This is a genomic window from Lentilactobacillus sunkii DSM 19904 (assembly GCF_001435575.1).
GTDB classification, from domain to species: Bacteria; Bacillota; Bacilli; order Lactobacillales; family Lactobacillaceae; genus Lentilactobacillus; species Lentilactobacillus sunkii.
This window is the reverse complement of sequence record NZ_AZEA01000001.1, coordinates 260,616-279,421: the sequence shown is the minus strand read 5'-3', so window position 1 is coordinate 279,421 and position 18,806 is coordinate 260,616. Positions and strand designations below refer to the sequence as shown.

The following is an 18,806-nucleotide window of genomic DNA, read 5'->3' as shown; positions in this document are numbered from 1 at the left end:
GAGGATCACCGTGAAAAAAGTGCTTGTAGTTGATGATGAACCAGCAATTGTGACGCTATTGGAATATAATTTAAAACAGGCAAATTTTGAGGTGCAAAGTGCCACCAATGGTGTTGACGCCCTCTCAATGGCTGAAAATGGCCAATTTGACATTGTCCTGTTGGATTTAATGCTGCCGCAAATGAGTGGTGAACAAGTTCTTAAGCAATTGCGAATGGACAGAAACGATACCCCGGTTATTCTGTTAACGGCTAAGGACACAGAGTTTGATAAGGTGTTTGGTCTCGAAATGGGGGCAGATGATTATATCCCAAAGCCATTTAGTCCACGAGAAGTGATTGCTCGAATCAACGCAGTTCTCCGAAGATATGAAAAGAGTGCCACCAAAGAAGGCGACACAAAGCCTAAACCATCTGGGAATGTTGAAACAACCGGTCCCTTTACGATTGATCATAAAAAGTATCGGGTAACTGTGAACAACAAAAATCTGAAGCTCACCCCAAAGGAATTTGAATTAATGCAGTACCTGGTCAGCCATGAGAATCAGGTTCTGAGCAGAGATCAGCTGCTGCAAGGAGTTTGGGGCTTTGACTATTCCGGTCAAAGTCGAATGGTCGACATTCAAATTGCCCATCTACGTGAAAAAATAGAACCAGATCCAAAACAGCCGAAGTATCTTAAAACTGTTCGAGGCTTTGGCTATGAATTCTCCACTGGGGATGATGACGCTGAGTAATATCTATAAGCAAATTTTAATCGTTGTTAGTTTAAGCATTGCCGTATTGGCCGTGCTTTTTTATGGTTTTTCAACCGGCGAATCTGGCTGGGACGACTTTGCCCTATTACTTATGTTTGCAGCCGTGATTGCTGGAATCAGGCTGATCATTGAATACCGCCATCATGATAAATTGTTAAAACAGCTGCAGGTAATGACTGCCAATATCGTTGCTCATCATCCCGCAGTCCCACTATTCGTTGAACCCAGCAACCCCTTAAAGGGAATTGCCGATCAGTTAAACGAACTTCAAAGCCGCCAACAAGATGAAGGGAAAAGCATCCGTAACAGTAATGTCGAACTAATTACAATTCTTTCCAGTCTGCCAGTCGGTGTCATGGTAATTGATTCGACGCATGACGTTATTTTTGCGAACCATAAAATGTCCGTCATGCTTGGTAGAGATATTCTTGCACAGGTTCATCCATACACTCAGGATGTTCGGAATTACCAATTGCTTTCCTTAATTGAAAATGTGTTTAATAATCATAAATCTCAGCATGAAGAGGTCCAGAGCGTTGGTGCATCACCAGTTACATGGGACACCAGTGTTCTTTTTAACCGGTTGGATAACGATTTTCACATTTTGGTGATTATGTATGATATTTCAGACATTATCAACGTCAAACAAATGCAGATCGACTTTTTGAGAAATGCAAGTCACGAGTTAAAAACGCCGATCACTGCAATTTCCGGCTTCACAAAAACGCTTCTTGACGGGGCCATGAATGACAAGAAGAGCTTGGTGGAGTTTTTGAAAATTATTGACCAACAAAGTGATCAACTGGCTTTTCTGGTTCAGGATGTTTTGACGATTTCCCACATTCAAAATGGCACCAATTATGATTACAAGCCATTGCCACTGCATGATTTCGTCAATTCCGAACTTGCATCTTATAAGTCAATGACCGCCAATAATAATGTGACAATTCATAACAAAATTCCTGAACATGTTGAAGTCATCGCTGACACAACGACGCTTACAAGAATTTTGCGCAATTTGGTCAGTAACGCCGTTAAGTATAATCGTCCCAACGGGGAAGTTAATATTGAATACTCTGATAATGACAGCTTTTGGCAGCTACATGTTTCTGATACTGGAATTGGAATTGCCCAAAAAGATATTTCCAGATTGTTTGAACGATTTTACCGGGCAGACGATTCGCGGACAAAGCAGAAAGTTAGCGGCACAGGATTGGGCCTCTCGATTGTTAAAGAAATGGTTGATGCAGTTGGTGGAACAATTGATGTTAAAAGCCAGCGGGGTGTTGGTTCAACCTTTACGGTCAACTTCCCGATTGTTAAAGACGATGAAAAGCAGGCTGAAAAATGATGCCCAATTTTTACAATTTTGAATATTAAATTTACATTCTAAAATCGCAAAAGCCGCGGGATTGCCCACGACTTTTTATTTTGTCTGTGAGAATTAGGAACACCCCATTGTTTATTTACAAAACATTTACATTCATTCGGTCAAATATTTACATTGATTTCATACAATGATATATGAAGATTCAAGGAGGAATTTTGATGCGAAAAAAGACAATCTTAAAGTTACTGCTTTGTGTGGTTATTATCGTTGCCGGAATTGGGGCCTACAACGCCCGAAGTAAAACGTCGACTAATCAACAATCGATTACCGCCGTTGGATCAACCGCGTTACAGCCACTGGTTGAAGCTGCCAGCGAACAGTATTCTGCGGATCATGCCGGCATCTTTATCAACGTCCAAGGAGGCGGATCAGGTACCGGTTTGAGTCAAATTGAATCTGGTGCAGTTCAAATGGGAAATTCTGATCTGTTCGCCGAAGAAAAAGCGGGAATCAATCCCAAAGGACTTGTTGATCACAAAATTGCCGTGGTTGGGGTTGCACCAATCACTAACGATAAAGTTGGCATTAACAATTTAACCACTGCCCAACTGATTGCCATTTTTACTGGAAAGTACACGAATTGGAAACAGTTAGGTGGGCCAAATCTGCCAATCACTTTGATTAATCGATCCCAAGGCAGTGGAACTCGGGTTACCTTTGAAGAATATGGCCTCAAGGGGCATGAGAGTGCGACAGCTCAAGAGCAGGATTCATCCGGAACTGTTCGGCAGATTGTTTCAACAACTCCTGGTGCCATTAGTTATGTATCGTTTGGATACTTGAATAAGAGTGTTCATCCGATCAGTATTGACGGCATTCACCCGACAGAAAAGAATGTCATGGATAATAAGTGGAAGATTTGGTCTTATGAACACATTTATACCCGTGGTCAACCGACTGGGTTAACCAAAAAATTCCTCAGTTATCTTAAAAACGATCACATTCAAACGACCCTTTTTAACAAGCTCGGTTACATTTCAGTCAAAGATATGCAATATCAAAGAACTTGGCAGGGTAAAATCACAAAAGGATCGGGGGAATAGCTGTGCAAAACCAAAAATTAGCAAAACAATTGATGAAAAAGTCTAAGACTGCCCGATATGAGCGCTTTGGCCGTCTGCTCAGTCTTTCAGCGCTACTCCTCATTATGGCAATTGTCCTTGGAATTATTGTATTTGTTGCCAGCAAAGGGTTGGCAACGTTTTTTAAAGATGGGGTCTCGGTTAAAGATTTCTTCACAGGAACCTTATGGAATCCGGGGACCAAAACACCGAGCGGTCATCAGGCGGTCGGTGCATTACCAATGATTGTTGGATCATTTTTAGTCACGATATTGGCAGCTTTGCTTTCAACCCCGTTTGCTATTGGAACAGCAGTTTACATGACTGAAATCTCCCCCAAACGTGGTGCTAAAATTCTTCAGCCGGTTACAGAGTTGTTGGTTGGAATTCCGTCAGTTGTGTATGGTTTCATTGGCCTCTCAGTTGTTGTGCCATTTGTCCGAAATACTTTCGGCGGTAGTGGTTTTGGAATCCTTTCCGGGACATTTGTTCTCTTTGTTATGATTTTGCCAACAATTGTTTCGATGACCGTTGACGCGTTAAAAGGAGTGCCTCAGTTCTATCGGCAGGCTTCATTGGCGCTGGGTGCTACCAAATGGCAGACTATCTGGAAAGTGGTTCTAAGAGCGGCTACACCAGGTATTTTGACGGCCGTTGTTTTCGGAATGGCTCGGGCTTTTGGTGAGGCACTGGCCGTTCAGATGGTTATTGGTAATGCAGCTTTGATGCCGCAAAACCTAACGTCTCCCGCATCAACATTGACCTCGGTGTTGACGGCTGGAATGGGGAACACGGTTATGGGATCGATGCAAAATGACGCTCTCTGGTCACTTGCACTGGTTCTGTTGGTTATGTCACTATTCTTCAACTTGGTTGTCCACATGATTGGTCGAAAGGGAGCGTTTAAGAAATGAATCGAACTCAAAAGCAAAGTCGTTTCGCCATTGCCTGTCTGAAAATGGTTGCCGGATTCGTCGTTCTTATCTTGGCGTTTTTGATTGGCTATATCTTTATCACCGGGTTACCAAATGTCAGTTGGCATTTTTTGACCTCACCGGCTAAAGCATTTAACGCTGGTGGCGGAATTGGAATTCAATTATTCAACTCATTTTATCTACTGGTTTTGGCGATGCTGATTTCACTTCCGATTGCATTGGGAGCAGCCATTTACCTCAATGAATATGCGAAGGATAATTGGTTTACATCCACGATCAAAACTGCCATTGAAATCCTGAGCTCATTACCTTCAGTGGTTGTTGGTCTGTTTGGATTCCTGCTGTTTGTTGTCCAGTTTAACTATGGATTCTCGATTATTTCCGGCGCGTTAACTTTAACGATTTTCAACTTACCGTTACTGACCAGAAATATTGAGGACTCATTGGCAAATGTTTCTGATGATCAAAGACAGGGTGGCCTTGGCCTTGGACTTTCCAAATATGAAACAATTATTCACATTGTCGTTCCGGCATCCTTACCGGGAATTATCAGCGGGATTATCCTTTGTTCAGGTCGGGTGTTTGGTGAAGCCGCTGCCTTGATTTATACGGCTGGTCAAAGTGCACCGGCATTGAACTTTGCCGACTGGAACCCGTTCAACATTGACAGTCCATTGAGCCCCTTACGTCCGGCTGAAACATTGGCAGTCCACATCTGGAAGATTAATTCTGAAGGAATCATGCCAGATTTAACTCAGGTCTCATCCGGAGCCGCTGCGGTTCTGGTTTTGGCGATCTTGATATTTAATCTATCAGCAAGATTTATTGGTCGAAAAGTCTTTGAACGAATGACTTCAGTAAAGTAGGTGGGATGAAATGCAAAATACAACTGAATTAAATAACAAGCCAAAACGGTTTATTTATGATTTCAATCCTGAAGAAACTGAAATCACAATGGAAACCAAAAATCTCGAAATTTACTACGGAAAAAGTTTGGCAATGCAAAACGCCGACTTGAAATTTGAAAAGAATACAATTACAGCTTTGATTGGTCCTTCTGGATCAGGAAAATCAACTTTTCTGCGTTCACTTAATCGAATGAATGATGGCATCGCGACCGTTAAAGGCGAAATCCTTTATCAAGGCGTTAACATCAATCAACCTAAAATTGACGTTTATGAAGTTCGCCGGCGGATTGGAATGGTGTTTCAGCGTCCCAACCCATTTGCCAAATCAATCTATGATAATGTGACTTTTGCTTTGCAACGACGTGGTGTTCACGATAAGAAAACTTTGGACCGGGTTGTTGAAACAACCTTAAAACAGGCAGCCGTCTGGGATCAGGTTAAGGACAGTTTGAATAAAAGCGCACTTTCCTTATCCGGTGGCCAAGCTCAGCGGGTATGTATTGCCAGGGCATTAGCTGTACAACCTGATGTTTTACTCCTCGATGAGCCTGCCAGCGCGCTGGATCCAGTTTCAACTCAGCAGCTGGAAGCGACTTTACGGGAACTTAAAAAAGATTATACGATCATCATCGTAACCCACAACATGCAGCAGGCAGCCAGATTAAGTGACTATACAGTCTTCTTCAATATGGGTGAGGCGATTGAGTACAATAAAACCAGGAAGGTCTTTACGAGGCCCAAAGTTCAGATGACCGACGATTATGTATCAGGAAACTTTGGTTAGGAGGGCAAACATGTCAGAATCAATTATTTCAGCAGATAATCTCGATTTGTTTTATGGTGATTTTCAGGCACTGTATGGGATTCACTTAGATTTTCAGCCGAACCAGATATCAGCTTTGATCGGACCTTCAGGTTGTGGAAAGTCAACCTTTCTGCGTTGTCTTAATCGAATGAACGACATGATCGATGGGGTGACAATTACCGGTAACGTTCAATTTCACGGTAACAATATTTACTCACCTCAGACCAACCTGGTTGAATTAAGAAAATCCATTGGGATGGTTTTTCAGCAGCCCAATCCATTTCCATTTTCCGTATATGACAACATCACCTACGGATTACGGATTGCCGGTATTCGTGACAAGCAAAAGTTGGACGAGATTGTCGAGACCAGCTTAAAACAAGCGGCAGTTTGGGATGAGGTTAAAGACAATTTGTATGATAATGCTTTATCTTTCTCAGGTGGGCAGCAACAGCGGATCTGTATTGCCAGAGTTTTGGCGGTATCACCGTCTGTCATTTTAATGGATGAACCAACCAGTGCTTTGGATCCAATTTCCAGTGCAAAGATTGAAAATACTTTGCTTGAACTGAAAAAAGATTATACAATAATAATCGTTACCCACAACCTGCAGCAGGCTTCCCGCATTTCTGACAAAACAGCATTCTTTATGGAAGGCAGAGTTGTTGAATATGACGATACAACTAAAATGTTCGTTAATCCCGATGAGAAGCAAACGGAGGATTATGTCAGCGGACGATTCGGATAGGAGAGAAGCGTATGGGGAAAGTTTTTGACGAAGAAATTATTACTTTAAAAGCAGATTTTATGAAATTGGGTGCGTTGGTCGGTGAAGCAGTCAATAGTGCCGGCCAGGCTTTTGTTGATCACGATACTGAAAAAGCCAATGCTGTCATTACCAACGATCACGACATTAACCATCTCCAGATTCATATTGAAAAGAGGTCATTTGAAATGATTGCCTTGTACCAACCAGTTACGGGTGATCTTCGAGAAGTTGTCGGGATTTTGAAAGCCGTTACTGATTTGGAACGGGCTGGGGACCACGCACGAAATGTCGCTAGATCAGTGGTTGAGATTAAAGGTAAGCAGCGAATTGCCTCAGTTGAAGAAATTATTGCGACCATGGCTCAAGAAGTTAGTGAGCAGTACGATGATTCAATTGAATCTTATGGCGATGCAGACAAGGATAAAGCTAAAAAAACCGCTCAATTGTATGATAAAAAGATTGACCAATTATACAATGATATTGCGTCACCAAGTTATCAGGCCATGGCAAAGAACCCTGAAATTGTCAGCTCAGCAATCATCTACCTGAATGTCGCAAAGGACTTGGGTCGGGTCAGTGATTACAGTACCAACATTTGTGAATGGACGGTTTATCTGGCAACTGGAAAAATTATTGAATTAAATTAAGAATGGTTGATATTTTGCACTGCATACTTGATTGCAGTGCCTTTTTTAGATAATCTTAAGCTAGAAGTTATATTCTGGAGGCATGAGGATGAATAAGAATAAGAAATTGCGACGCTCAGCCACCAATCGGGTGATTTCAGGAGTTCTTGGAGGAATTTCCAATTATTTTGGTTGGAACTCAACGTTAGTACGTATTTTATACGTGATTTTGGCATTTACACCTGCAATTGATGTTGTGGCAATTATTGCTTATATCATTATGATGTTCACAATACCACTGGACAATCCAGGTGTTGGTTCGCCTTTTGACCAACTTAAATCCACTTTTACCGGTGGAACTTCTACTGATAAATCTAGAAAAGTCATCCATGACGTAGAGGAAAAAGATGTTCATGATGACCAGAAAAGGGGCCAATAAGTGAGATTTTTAACGACTGTTCTGGTTGACACGATTTTATTTATGGCCATCAGCGGATTCTTTCCGGCTGACTTTTATGTTGCCAGCGTTGGTATCGCTTTTCTGGCTGCGTTGGTTTTGGCAGTCCTGAACTGGCTGGTTCGGCCGATCATTACAATTTTATCTTTACCTATCAACTTGATGACATTGGGACTATTTACCCTTGTGATTAATGGTCTAATGTTGGAGTTGACGGCCGTGATTGTTGGTGCTGGATTTCGATTTTCATCATTTTGGATGGCGATATTGGTTGCTGTCTTAATGTCCATTGTCAGTTGGATTATTGCTGAATATTTCCAACGGCCCTAGCGACTTGCAGGCCCCAAAGTGATAAAATTATAGTGATTAACTGAGGAGGGATGTTCTTGACTGAAAGTGTAACGGTAGCTGATTTAGTTAAAAATGCCAGGTTGGACGTCTATTATGGTAAGGAATACCTTGAAGAAAGGTCGATTTCTACTGCAGATATTTCCCGGCCAGGACTGGAGTTGACTGGATTCTTTAATTATTATCCGGTTAAACGGATTCAGCTGCTTGGAATTACCGAAATTTCATATTCCAAAGGGATGTCTCACGAGGAACTGCTGAGTGTCATGCAGCAAATGTGTCAGCCTCAGACACCAGCTTTTGTGGTGTCAACACAACTGGATCCCCCTGAGGAACTCTTGGAAGCGGCTAAACAACAACACATTCCAGTATTGGGTTCCAAGCTGACAACATCACGGGTTCTCAGTAACATGACGAACTATCTTGATGATAAGTTGGCAGAACGGAAGTCCCTTCACGGTGTGTTGGTAGATGTTTATGGCCTTGGGATTCTTATAACCGGAGACAGTGGGATTGGTAAAAGTGAAACCGCTTTGGAGCTTGTTAAACGAGGTCATCGTTTGATTGCCGATGACCGGGTTGAAGTCTATCAACAAGATGAGCAGACATTGATGGGGACAGCACCCGCTATCTTACGCCACTTGCTTGAAATTAGAGGAATTGGCATTATTGACGTGATGACCCTGTTCGGAGCCGGTGCTGTTAGAAGTCAGACAAAGGTTGCCTTGATTATTCATCTTGCCAACTATACCAAAGAAGCAAAATTTGATCGATTGGGTAACGGTACTCAAAACGTTCACATTTTTGATGTGGACGTTCCAAAGATTACGATTCCAGTCAGAACCGGTCGAAATTTGGCGATTATTATCGAAGCCGCAGCCATGAACTTCCGTGCTCAAAGCATGGGATATGATGCCACTGAGACTTTCGATCGAAACTTGAATAACCTCATTAAGGTTAATAGTAAAAATGATGAGAAACATAAAGAAGAACAGCAACACGTTGAGGAAAAGAATAAAGATCTCATCGACGATAACAATAAAGATTCAGATAAGAAATAGGAGATCGTTATTTTGGTAAATCTATTAAGTTTGGCCCTAAACCCGATTGCCTTTAATCTGGGACCAATTGAAGTGCACTGGTATGGTATCATTATTGCCAGTGGTGTTCTTTTAGCGGTCTATCTGGCGACCCGTGAAGGTAATAAACGCGGTATTAAATCAGATGATATTTACGACATGATATTGTGGGCATTGCCGGCAGCATTGATTTGCGCCCGTTTGTACTACGTGGTTTTCCAGTGGAGCTATTATAAGGACAACCCCGGCGAAATCATCAAAATTTGGGATGGCGGGATCGCAATTTACGGTTCCTTAATTGGGGCGATGATTGTCGTCATCCTGTTCTGTCGCCACAGGTTCATCCCGGTTTGGCTGATGTTGGATGTCGCCGCACCCACGGTGTTATTGGCCCAGTCCATTGGTCGTTGGGGGAACTTTATGAATCAGGAAGCCTTTGGGCAGGCGACATCGCTGAGCTTCTTGCAGGGTTTGCATCTGCCACCGTTTATTATTCATCAGATGTTTATCAGCGGTGCATATCGCCAACCGACGTTTTTGTATGAATCGCTTTGGAGTCTGTTGGGCTTTCTGGTAATCATTTCATTAAGGCACAATCCCCATTGGTTCAAGCGTGGCGAGGTGTTTTTGACGTATGTTATGTGGTATTCGTTCGGCAGATTTTTTGTCGAGGGGATGCGGACAGATAGTTTGATGCTGGGGGCGCTCAGAGTGTCACAGATTCTTTCAATTGTTTTGTTTGTCGGTGCAATCTGCTTAGTTGTTTACCGTCGCCGAAATCCATATAATCCGTGGTATTTGGAAGGTTCCAAATTAAAGTAAAATAATCGTTTATTAATATAGAGGAGATTTATCATGGCTAAAAAAGTTGCAGTGCTTGGTGCAGGTTCTTGGGGAAGCGTTCTCGCAAGCCTATTAGATGAAAATGGTTCAGATGTTAAACTGTGGTCATACAATCCACAGCAGGTTAAGGAACTTAACGAACAGCATACCAACACAAAGTACATCAAGAATTTCACTTTCTCCGACTCACTCGTTGCTACAAATGATCTGAAGGAAGCAATTGATGGTGTTGATTACATTTTGTTTGTGGTTCCAACCCAAGTTACCCGTTCAGTTGCCAAACAAGTTGCGGCTATTTTGACCGAAAGAAATCAAAAAGTTAACATTATCCATGCTTCAAAAGGAATTGAAGAAAAAACCTACCTCAGATTGTCACAAGTACTGGCTCAGGAAATTGATGCCAAAAACCGCAATTCAATTTCCGTGCTTTCCGGCCCCAGTCAAGCTGAAGACGTCGTTACCCATGACATCACTTTGGTGACCGTTGCCAGCGACAATGCTCATGCTGCCGAAGAGATTCAGGGATTGTTTATGAACAATTATTTCCGTGTTTATACCAGTGACGATGTCATCGGCGTTGAAATTGGTGCTGCATTGAAAAATATTATTGCTCTTGGAGCCGGCGCTTTGTACGGCTTAGGATACAAAGACAATGCCAAAGCCGCTTTAATGACTCGTGGCCTTGCCGAAATCTCTCGTCTTGGAACGTCGTTTGGTGCCAACCCATTGACCTTTATCGGTCTTTCAGGCGTTGGTGATATTATTGTGACTGCAACAAGCACAAACTCTCGAAACTGGCGGGCTGGTAATGAGCTTGGAAAAGGACATTCTTTAGATGAAGTTGTTAAGAATATGGGCATGGTGATTGAAGGAATTGCGACAACTCGTGCCGCTTATGAGCTGTCCAAGAAGCGTGGGGTTGAAATGCCAATCACTTCAGCGATTTACCATGTTCTTTATGATGGGGCAGATATCAAAGAAACCATCAATCAATTAATGACCCGTGAAGGTCGTTCAGAAATTGAATAAATAAGAGAAGGTGCAGTAAACTATGACAAGAAAAGTCACCAAAGCAGTTATTCCTGCCGCAGGACTAGGTACCAGATTTTTACCGGAAACCAAAGCGTTACCTAAAGAAATGCTGCCAATTGTTGATACCCCAACTATTCAATTTATCGTTGAGGAAGCTAAACAAGCCGGTATTAAGGATATCGTCATTGTGATTGGCAAAGGTAAGCGTTCAATTGAAGATCATTTTGACTCCAATCCGGAGTTGGAAATGAATTTGGAAGAACGCCACAAGAATGATATTCTAGAGACCATCCGCAAGACTAACGATATGAACATTTATTTCATTCGTCAGTCGCATCCACGTGGACTCGGGGATGCAATCTATACTGCCCGCAGCTTCATCAGCAATGAACCATTTATTGTCATGCTGGGTGACGATGTGATGCAGGATAAGGTGCCTTTGACCAAGCAACTGATGGAAAGCTATCAACAGACCGGCGCTTCAACGTTGGCTGTCAAAAAAGTCGCCCATAAGGATATTTCCAAATATGGTGTGATTGATCCTTCTGAAGAGGTTCGGCCTGGGTTGTTCAACGTCAAGAAGTTTGTGGAAAAGCCTTCTCCAGAGAAAGCTCCCAGCGATTTGGCCATTATCGGCCGTTATTTGCTGACTCCAGAAATTTTTGGGATTCTCGAAAATGCCAAACCTGATAAGACCGGCGAAATTCAATTGACTTCAGCGATTGATACGCTTAACCAAACGCAACGGGTTTTTGCCCATGAGTTTAAAGGTGAACGATTTGATACTGGAAACAAATTGAGTTGGCTGAAGACAAATATTATTTTCGGCCTCCGTCATCCAGAAATTGCCGATGGTTTGAGATCTTATTTGAAAGATTTAGGTGCTCAATTGAGCGCTGAAGATAAAAAGAAGTAAGTGTATCTGCTGGACAAGCTTACTTTTTCATAGTAAATTAATTTATAATGAATTTTGATTATCAAAGGGAGGATCCATATGGCAAAACAATATGATGTCGTGATTATTGGTGCCGGCCCCGGCGGAATGACAGCCGCATTATATGCATCACGCGCAAATCTGTCAGTTGCAATGATTGATCGGGGAATTTATGGTGGTCAGATGAATAATACGGCCGCTATCGAAAATTACCCAGGCTTCAAATCAATCATGGGCCCTGATTTGGCACAAAACATGTACGACAGTTCAGTTAATTTTGGTGCTGAATATGTCTATGGAACTGTCAGCTCTGTTGAAGACCATGGCGATTACAAAATTGTCAAAACTGATGAAGATGAGTTGCAGGCTAAAGTAGTCATTATTGCAACTGGTTCAGAATATAAAAAATTAGGTATTCCCGGTGAACACGAATATGGCGGCAAGGGTGTTTCTTACTGTGCTGTCTGTGATGGTGCGTTCTTCAAGAACAAAGATGTTGTCGTTGTCGGCGGTGGCGATTCTGCGATTGAGGAAGCATCATATCTGTCAGGAATCGTTAACCATGTAACAGTTATTCATCGTCGTGACCAACTTCGTGCACAAAAAATTATCCAAGACCGTGCATTTGCCAATGACAAGATCGACTTTGTCTGGAATTCCAACGTCACTGAAGTACTTGGTGACGATAACAAGGTCACTGGTGTTAAAGTCGTTAACAATCAAACTAATGAGACTTCAACGGTTGAAACATCTGGTGTGTTCATCTATGTTGGTTTGCTGCCAATGACCGACGCTTTCAAAGATCTTAAGATCACCGATAAAGACGGTTGGATTAAGACCACTGACCAAATGGAAACTGCTATCCCAGGTATTTATGCGATTGGAGACGTTCGACAAAAAGATCTTCGCCAAATTGCAACTGCCGTTGGTGAAGGCGGAATTGCCGGTCAACAAGCATTTAAGTATGTTGAATCACTTAGCGACAAAGAAAAATCAAGTGTTTCGGAACATTAATTAAATATTTTACAGACAAGGAGGCCGTGACTAAACATTTGTTTTGTCAGCGGCCCCTTTTGCTGTGAAGAAACGGGGGATTTATCGATGGGAATGCATCAATATTTGGAAAGTCTGGACGAACTGGAATTGATTAACAGGGCACCTGGGTACTTTAAATTTGAGCAGCATTCAGTTGCTGCCCATTCGTTTAAGGTTACTGAAATTGCTCAATTTTTAGGCGATGTTGAAGAAAATGCCGGTGAGAATGTTGATTGGCGGGCGTTGTACGAAAAAGCGCTGAATCATGATTATACAGAACGATTTATCGGCGATATTAAAACACCTGTTAAGTATGCAACACCTGTATTGAGGACAATGTTAGCGGATGTTGATGACAAATTGACGGAAAATTTTGTTCAAAACGAAATTCCAAAAGAATTTCAGGATGCTTATCGAAGACGTTTGTCTGAAGGTAAGGATGATACGTTGGAAGGCCGAATTTTGGCCGTTGCTGATAAAGTTGACCTGCTATATGAATCCTTCGGTGAAATTCAAAAAGGAAATCCTGAAGAAGTCTATCCGGAAATGTATAAAGAAAGCTTATCAACAATGCTGGAATATCGTGATATGCACTGTGTCCAATATGTTTTAACCAAGGTTATTCCTGAAATGCTGGCTGAAAACTTTACGACTCAGGACAAGTTACGAAGATTGACCAGGAAAGTTTTAAAAAAGGAAGATAATTCGAAGGAATAATCTTTGGCGAAAGTATGTTCGTATGGTAAAATAACGTTGATAGTGGGCTGAAACAAAACATGATTTTGCTTGCAGCCTTTTTATGTTGTGTCATTCTGATTATAGGTCAGGGGGAATTTGAAGTTGATTGAACGCGAAGAAGATCGAAAATTTGATTTGGTATCAAAGTATAAGCCAACCGGTGATCAACCCGATGCGATCAAGAAATTGGTTGCAGGAATCAATGATGGTAAAAAGGCTCAGATTTTGAAGGGTGCCACTGGAACTGGTAAGACATTTACAATTTCAAATGTGATTGCCCAGGTAAATAAACCGACCCTTGTTTTGTCACACAACAAAACGCTGGCTGGTCAACTTTATGGCGAATTCAAGGAGTTTTTCCCTCACAATGCGGTTGAATACTTTGTCAGTTACTATGATTATTACCAACCCGAAGCCTATGTTCCATCAAGTGACACTTATATTGAAAAAGATTCTTCCATTAACGACGAAATTGATCAGTTACGGCACTCAGCAACCAGCTCGCTTTTGGAAAGAAACGATGTGATTGTTGTTGCATCAGTATCGTCCATCTTCGGTTTGGGTGACCCAACGGAATATCGAAATCACGTGGTCTCATTGCGAGTTGGTCAAACGATTGAACGAGATCATTTTCTTCGTCAGCTGGTCGATATCCAATATGACCGTAATGATATTGATTTTCAACGGGGGCGTTTCAGAGTCCATGGCGATGTTGTCGAAGTATTTCCGGCATCTTGGGATGAGCATGCCTTCCGAATTGAATTCTTTGGGGATGAAATCGATCGAATTCGTGAGGTCGATACATTAACCGGTGAAGTGATTGGTGACCGTGATCATATTGCCATTTTCCCTGCGACTCATTTCTTGACCAGTGATGATGTGATGAATGTTGCGTTGCCCGAAATTAAGGATGAAATGGAAAAGCAGGTTGCCAAGTTTGAAAAAGAGGGCAAGCTGTTGGAAGCTCAAAGGCTCAAGCAACGGACCACCTATGATATTGAAATGATGCGGGAAATGGGTTACACCAGCGGGATTGAAAATTATTCCAGATTCATGGACCGCAGGAAGCCTGGTCAGCCACCATTTACCCTACTGGATTTCTTTCCCGATGATTTCTTAATGGTTGTTGACGAGTCTCACCAGACCATGCCACAAATCCGTGGGATGTATAATGGTGACCAAGCTCGAAAGCAACAGCTGGTCAATTATGGATTTAGGCTGCCAAGTGCTTTGGACAACCGGCCATTGACCCTCAGCGAATTTGAGCAGCATGTCCACCAAGTTGTTTATATGTCTGCAACTCCCGGACCATACGAAATGGATCAGACAAAAGACGTTGTGACTCAGGTGATTCGGCCAACCGGATTGCTGGATCCAACCATTGACGTTCGGCCGATTATGGGTCAGATGGATGATTTGGTCGGTGAAATTAATAAGCGGGTTGATAAGCATGAACGAGTCTTTGTAACCACTTTGACCAAAAAGATGGCTGAAGATTTAACCGATTACTTAAAGGATTTAGGAATTAAAGTTAAGTACCTTCATTCAGATATCAAGACGCTTGAACGAACACAAATTATCCGTGATTTACGACTCGGTAAATTTGACGTATTAGTCGGAATTAATCTCTTACGTGAAGGAATCGATGTTCCCGAAGTCTCGCTTGTGGCCATTCTTGATGCCGACAAGGAAGGCTTTCTGCGTAATGAACGATCATTAATTCAAACGATTGGTCGAGCTTCGCGGAACGAACACGGGGCAGTGATTATGTACGCAGACACTGTTACCGACTCGATGCAGGCAGCAATTGATGAAACTGCCCATCGACGGGCAATTCAAATGGCATATAATAAAAAACACGGCATCACGCCAAAAACAATTGTTAAGCCAATCCGATCATTAATTTCAGTTACGAAGAGTTCGGATGATAGCGGTGAAAAAGACGACTTTGTTGAGAGTGACTTTGAACAGATGAATAAGAAGGATCAAAAGGATATGCTAGCCCGCTTAACAGAAGAAATGCGAGATGCTGCCAAGAAGCTTGATTTTGAGCAGGCTGCAACTTTGCGTGATACAATTATTGAATTAAAGGGTCAAATGAGTAAATGATCTAAAGGAGATTATGCATATTGGCAATGGATAAGATCGTCATCCGTGGGGCACGTGCCCACAATTTAAAAAATATTAACGTGACAATTCCAAAGGATAAACTGGTTGTCATGACCGGACTGTCAGGCTCAGGGAAAAGTTCGTTGGCATTTGATACGCTTTATGCGGAAGGCCAGCGGCGATACGTTGAAAGTCTTTCATCGTATGCTCGTCAGTTTTTGGGGCAGATGGACAAACCGGATGTTGATTCGATTGACGGGTTAAGTCCGGCAATCTCGATCGATCAAAAAACGACTTCCAAGAACCCAAGATCAACCGTTGGAACCGTCACGGAAATTAACGATTATTTCCGTTTGTTGTGGGCAAGAGTTGGGGTACCAATCTGTCCCAATGACGGCTCGGTAATTTCCAGCCAATCGGTTGATCAAATGATTGACCAGGTGATGAAACTTCCCGACAGAACCAAAATGCAGATTTTGTCACCAATTGTTCGCGGTAAGAAGGGTCAGCACAAAAAGATCTTTGAGAAAATCAAGCGTGAAGGCTTTGTTCGAGTGCAGGTCGATGGTGAAACGCTGGACATTGACGATGTTCCGGAGTTGGATAAGAATAAAAGTCATGATATTAACATCATCATTGATCGAATTATCGTGAAGGATGGTATTAATAATCGTTTATCAGATTCACTGGAAGCCGCTCTTAGATTAAGTGGCGGGTATGCGGTTGCCGATTTTCTTGGTGAACGTGATCCGTTGATGTTTTCAGAACACTATGCTTGCCCAATTTGTGGTTTCACAGTAGGTGAATTGGAACCCCGTTTATTTTCATTTAATTCACCATTAGGGGCTTGTCCCGATTGTGACGGGTTAGGGATGAAACTCGAAGTTGATGAAGATTTGGTTGTTCCTGATCGCACCAAGACCCTGACTGAAGGTGCTTTAGCTCCGTGGAATTCAGCCAGCTCCAAGTGGTATCCAAATATGCTTAAGCAGGTTTGTGATGCTGAAGGCATTGACATGGATGTTCCGTTTAATCAATTGCCCAAGAAGCAGCAGAATTTTGTTTTATATGGTTCAAAGACCAAAACGTTCCACTTTGTCCTTCAGAGCGATTTTGGCGGGATCAGGGATGTTGACGGCCCGTTTGAAGGGGTTGTCAATAATGTTAACCGACGATACCACAACACCAGCAGTGACTTTACCCGAGACAATTTAAGTCAGTACATGACCGAATTGACTTGTCAGACATGTCATGGCTATCGTTTGAATCGAAAGGCATTGGCAGTTAAAGTTGGGAAGGAAAATATTGCCCAGATTTCTGTTTTGGATGTAACCGCTGAGTTGAACTTTTTCCGGTCCCTCTCATTTGGCGAGCAGGACACAATGATCGCCAAACCGATTATCAAAGAAATCACTGACCGATTAACTTTCTTGCGAAATGTTGGGCTTGACTATCTGACTTTGTCGCGTTCTGCTCGGACTTTATCAGGTGGAGAGGCGCAGCGAATTCGGCTGGCCACTCAAATTGGTTCTAATTTAACCGGAGTTCTCTATATCTTGGATGAACCCTCAATTGGTCTGCATCAACGTGATAATGATCGGTTGATTGCTTCATTGAAAAAGATGCGTGATTTGGGAAACACGCTGATCGTTGTCGAACACGATGAAGACACCATGAGAGCTGCTGATTACATTGTTGATATCGGTCCTGGTGCCGGTCAGCAGGGTGGTCGGGTCATGGCTGTCGGAACACCTGAAGATATCGAGAAGGTTCCAGAATCAATTACAGGACAATATTTATCCGGAAAACGATTCATTCCGGTTCCCGATAAGCGTCGAAAAGGCAATGGTAAAAAGATCCGAGTTACCGGTGCTGCTCAAAATAATCTGAAGGACCTGACTGTTGACTTCCCACTTGGAAAAATGGTGGTTGTTACTGGGGTCTCAGGTTCCGGCAAATCAACGCTCGTTAACGATATTTTGAAGAAGGCTTTGGCACAGAAGCTCAATCATAATTCCGAAAAGCCAGGTAAGTACAAATCTATTTCTGGTTATAAAAACATTGAAAAGATTATTGATATTGATCAGACACCAATTGGCAGAACGCCACGGTCAAATCCAGCCACTTATACTGGCGTATTCGATGATATCCGTGGTTTGTTCGCAAACACCAATGACGCAAAATTGCGTGGCTTTAAAAAAGGCCGGTTCAGTTTCAACGTTAAGGGTGGCCGTTGTGAAACCTGCCACGGTGATGGTATTTTGAAGATTGAAATGAACTTTTTACCCGATGTATACGTCCCTTGCGAAGTTTGTCATGGCAAACGGTATAACGCTGAAACACTGGAAGTTGAGTACAAAGGAAAGAATATCGCCGACGTTCTTGATATGACTGTGGATGAAGCGGTTGATTTCTTCAGTGCAATTCCAAAGATTTCACGCAAACTTCAGACAATCAAAGACGTTGGTTTAGGCTATGTTCATTTGGGTCAGCCGGCAACCACCTTATCCGGTGGTGAAGCCCAACGGATGAAATTGGCCTCAGAGCTTCACAAAAAAGCTAACGGTCAAAATTTCTATATCTTGGATGAACCAACCACTGGTCTGCATAGTGAAGATATTCGAAGACTATTGGGTGTTCTGGAGAAGTTAGTTGATCAGGGTAATACCGTATTGATTATTGAGCATAATTTGGATGTTGTGAAGAGTGCTGATTACTTGATCGATTTGGGTCCGGAAGGCGGCGATGGTGGTGGAACCATCGTTGCAACCGGGACACCGGAACAGCTTGCCAAGGTACCGGAAAGTTATACCGGGCAGTATTTGAAGCCGGTTTTGGAACGCGACAAAAAATTAACCAAGCAAGCTGAAAAACGTGCTGTAAAAGCAAGTAAATAATGATGACAGGATCACTTTTGGGTCAGTTGACTCCGAGTGATCTTTTTTGTGGGGAGGGTGTGGTGGAGGACAGTTCACATGAC

The 18,806-nt window shown here is 42.5% G+C and carries 18 protein-coding genes; all 18 read left to right on the top strand.

Features of this window, described 5'->3' with window-relative positions; all coding sequences use genetic code 11:
• Positions 1-10 precede the first annotated feature (10 nt).
• The 18 genes from FD17_RS01400 (at position 11) to uvrA (ending at position 18,723) form a co-directional block, all read left to right on the top strand.
• A complete protein-coding gene (locus FD17_RS01400; RefSeq protein WP_057822987.1) occupies positions 11-736 on the top strand; it encodes a response regulator transcription factor in 726 nt (241 codons plus the stop codon).
• A complete protein-coding gene (locus FD17_RS01395) occupies positions 723-2,108 on the top strand; it encodes a sensor histidine kinase (protein ID WP_057823164.1) in 1,386 nt (461 codons plus the stop codon). Before FD17_RS01400 ends, FD17_RS01395 begins: the two co-directional genes overlap by 14 nt.
• Before the next feature lie 197 nt (positions 2,109-2,305).
• Positions 2,306-3,190, top strand: a complete 885-nt coding sequence (locus FD17_RS01390; RefSeq protein ID WP_057822985.1) for a phosphate ABC transporter substrate-binding protein PstS family protein — start codon at positions 2,306-2,308, stop codon at positions 3,188-3,190.
• 2 nt (positions 3,191-3,192) lie between these two features.
• Complete coding sequence (pstC, locus tag FD17_RS01385) at positions 3,193-4,122, top strand: phosphate ABC transporter permease subunit PstC (protein WP_057822983.1); 930 nt, start codon at positions 3,193-3,195, stop codon at positions 4,120-4,122.
• Entirely contained in the window at positions 4,119-5,009 is an 891-nt protein-coding gene (gene pstA / locus FD17_RS01380) for a phosphate ABC transporter permease PstA (RefSeq protein WP_057822981.1), read from the top strand. Before pstC ends, pstA begins: the two co-directional genes overlap by 4 nt.
• Positions 5,010-5,019: 10 nt before the next feature.
• Complete coding sequence (pstB, locus tag FD17_RS01375) at positions 5,020-5,835, top strand: phosphate ABC transporter ATP-binding protein PstB (RefSeq protein ID WP_057822979.1); 816 nt, start codon at positions 5,020-5,022, stop codon at positions 5,833-5,835.
• 10 nt (positions 5,836-5,845) lie between these two features.
• On the top strand, positions 5,846-6,604 hold the full coding sequence (pstB, locus tag FD17_RS01370; protein WP_057822977.1) for a phosphate ABC transporter ATP-binding protein PstB: 759 nt from the start codon (positions 5,846-5,848) through the stop codon (positions 6,602-6,604).
• Between the two features lie 11 nt (positions 6,605-6,615).
• Positions 6,616-7,272 carry a phosphate signaling complex protein PhoU gene (phoU, locus tag FD17_RS01365; RefSeq protein WP_057822975.1) on the top strand — a complete coding sequence of 219 codons (657 nt, stop codon included), beginning with the start codon at positions 6,616-6,618 and terminating at the stop codon, positions 7,270-7,272.
• An 88-nt stretch (positions 7,273-7,360) separates the two neighbouring features.
• A complete protein-coding gene (locus tag FD17_RS01360; RefSeq protein ID WP_057822974.1) occupies positions 7,361-7,690 on the top strand; it encodes a PspC domain-containing protein in 330 nt (109 codons plus the stop codon).
• Entirely contained in the window at positions 7,691-8,038 is a 348-nt protein-coding gene (locus FD17_RS01355) for a phage holin family protein (protein WP_057822972.1), read from the top strand. It begins immediately after the preceding gene.
• 56 nt (positions 8,039-8,094) lie between these two features.
• The gene (gene hprK / locus FD17_RS01350; RefSeq protein ID WP_176744926.1) at positions 8,095-9,117 is read left to right on the top strand and encodes an HPr(Ser) kinase/phosphatase; all 1,023 of its coding nucleotides are present in this window, start codon (positions 8,095-8,097) and stop codon (positions 9,115-9,117) included.
• A gap of 12 nt (positions 9,118-9,129) precedes the next feature.
• Entirely contained in the window at positions 9,130-9,957 is an 828-nt protein-coding gene (lgt, locus tag FD17_RS01345; RefSeq protein ID WP_404819259.1) for a prolipoprotein diacylglyceryl transferase, read from the top strand.
• Between the two features lie 33 nt (positions 9,958-9,990).
• Positions 9,991-11,007, top strand: a complete 1,017-nt coding sequence (locus FD17_RS01340) for an NAD(P)H-dependent glycerol-3-phosphate dehydrogenase (protein WP_057822966.1) — start codon at positions 9,991-9,993, stop codon at positions 11,005-11,007.
• 22 nt (positions 11,008-11,029) lie between these two features.
• The gene (gene galU, locus FD17_RS01335) at positions 11,030-11,926 is read left to right on the top strand and encodes a UTP--glucose-1-phosphate uridylyltransferase GalU (RefSeq protein WP_057822964.1); all 897 of its coding nucleotides are present in this window, start codon (positions 11,030-11,032) and stop codon (positions 11,924-11,926) included.
• Positions 11,927-12,004: 78 nt separating this feature from the next.
• Positions 12,005-12,958 carry a thioredoxin-disulfide reductase gene (trxB, locus tag FD17_RS01330; RefSeq protein ID WP_057822962.1) on the top strand — a complete coding sequence of 318 codons (954 nt, stop codon included), beginning with the start codon at positions 12,005-12,007 and terminating at the stop codon, positions 12,956-12,958.
• An 87-nt stretch (positions 12,959-13,045) separates the two neighbouring features.
• Positions 13,046-13,696 carry a YfbR-like 5'-deoxynucleotidase gene (locus FD17_RS01325; RefSeq protein WP_057822960.1) on the top strand — a complete coding sequence of 217 codons (651 nt, stop codon included), beginning with the start codon at positions 13,046-13,048 and terminating at the stop codon, positions 13,694-13,696.
• A gap of 123 nt (positions 13,697-13,819) precedes the next feature.
• Positions 13,820-15,826: an excinuclease ABC subunit UvrB gene (uvrB, locus tag FD17_RS01320; RefSeq protein ID WP_057822958.1), complete on the top strand. Its 2,007-nt coding sequence runs from the start codon at positions 13,820-13,822 to the stop codon at positions 15,824-15,826.
• Positions 15,827-15,846: 20 nt separating this feature from the next.
• On the top strand, positions 15,847-18,723 hold the full coding sequence (gene uvrA, locus FD17_RS01315) for an excinuclease ABC subunit UvrA (RefSeq protein ID WP_057822956.1): 2,877 nt from the start codon (positions 15,847-15,849) through the stop codon (positions 18,721-18,723).
• The last annotated feature ends 83 nt before the right edge of the window (positions 18,724-18,806 follow it).

Bases quoted from the DNA above. Each gene is read 5' to 3' on its own strand.
- FD17_RS01325 (WP_057822960.1), top strand. From the start codon at position 13,046: ATGGGAATGCATCAATATTTGGAAAGTCTGGACGAACTGGAATTGATT.
- FD17_RS01395 (WP_057823164.1), top strand. From the start codon at position 723: ATGACGCTGAGTAATATCTATAAGCAAATTTTAATCGTTGTTAGTTTA.
- trxB (WP_057822962.1), top strand. From the start codon at position 12,005: ATGGCAAAACAATATGATGTCGTGATTATTGGTGCCGGCCCCGGCGGA.
- FD17_RS01340 (WP_057822966.1), top strand. From the start codon at position 9,991: ATGGCTAAAAAAGTTGCAGTGCTTGGTGCAGGTTCTTGGGGAAGCGTT.
- phoU (WP_057822975.1), top strand. From the start codon at position 6,616: ATGGGGAAAGTTTTTGACGAAGAAATTATTACTTTAAAAGCAGATTTT.
- pstB (WP_057822979.1), top strand. From the start codon at position 5,020: ATGCAAAATACAACTGAATTAAATAACAAGCCAAAACGGTTTATTTAT.
- galU (WP_057822964.1), top strand. From the start codon at position 11,030: ATGACAAGAAAAGTCACCAAAGCAGTTATTCCTGCCGCAGGACTAGGT.
- FD17_RS01390 (WP_057822985.1), top strand. From the start codon at position 2,306: ATGCGAAAAAAGACAATCTTAAAGTTACTGCTTTGTGTGGTTATTATC.
- pstA (WP_057822981.1), top strand. From the start codon at position 4,119: ATGAATCGAACTCAAAAGCAAAGTCGTTTCGCCATTGCCTGTCTGAAA.
- pstB (WP_057822977.1), top strand. From the start codon at position 5,846: ATGTCAGAATCAATTATTTCAGCAGATAATCTCGATTTGTTTTATGGT.
- FD17_RS01360 (WP_057822974.1), top strand. From the start codon at position 7,361: ATGAATAAGAATAAGAAATTGCGACGCTCAGCCACCAATCGGGTGATT.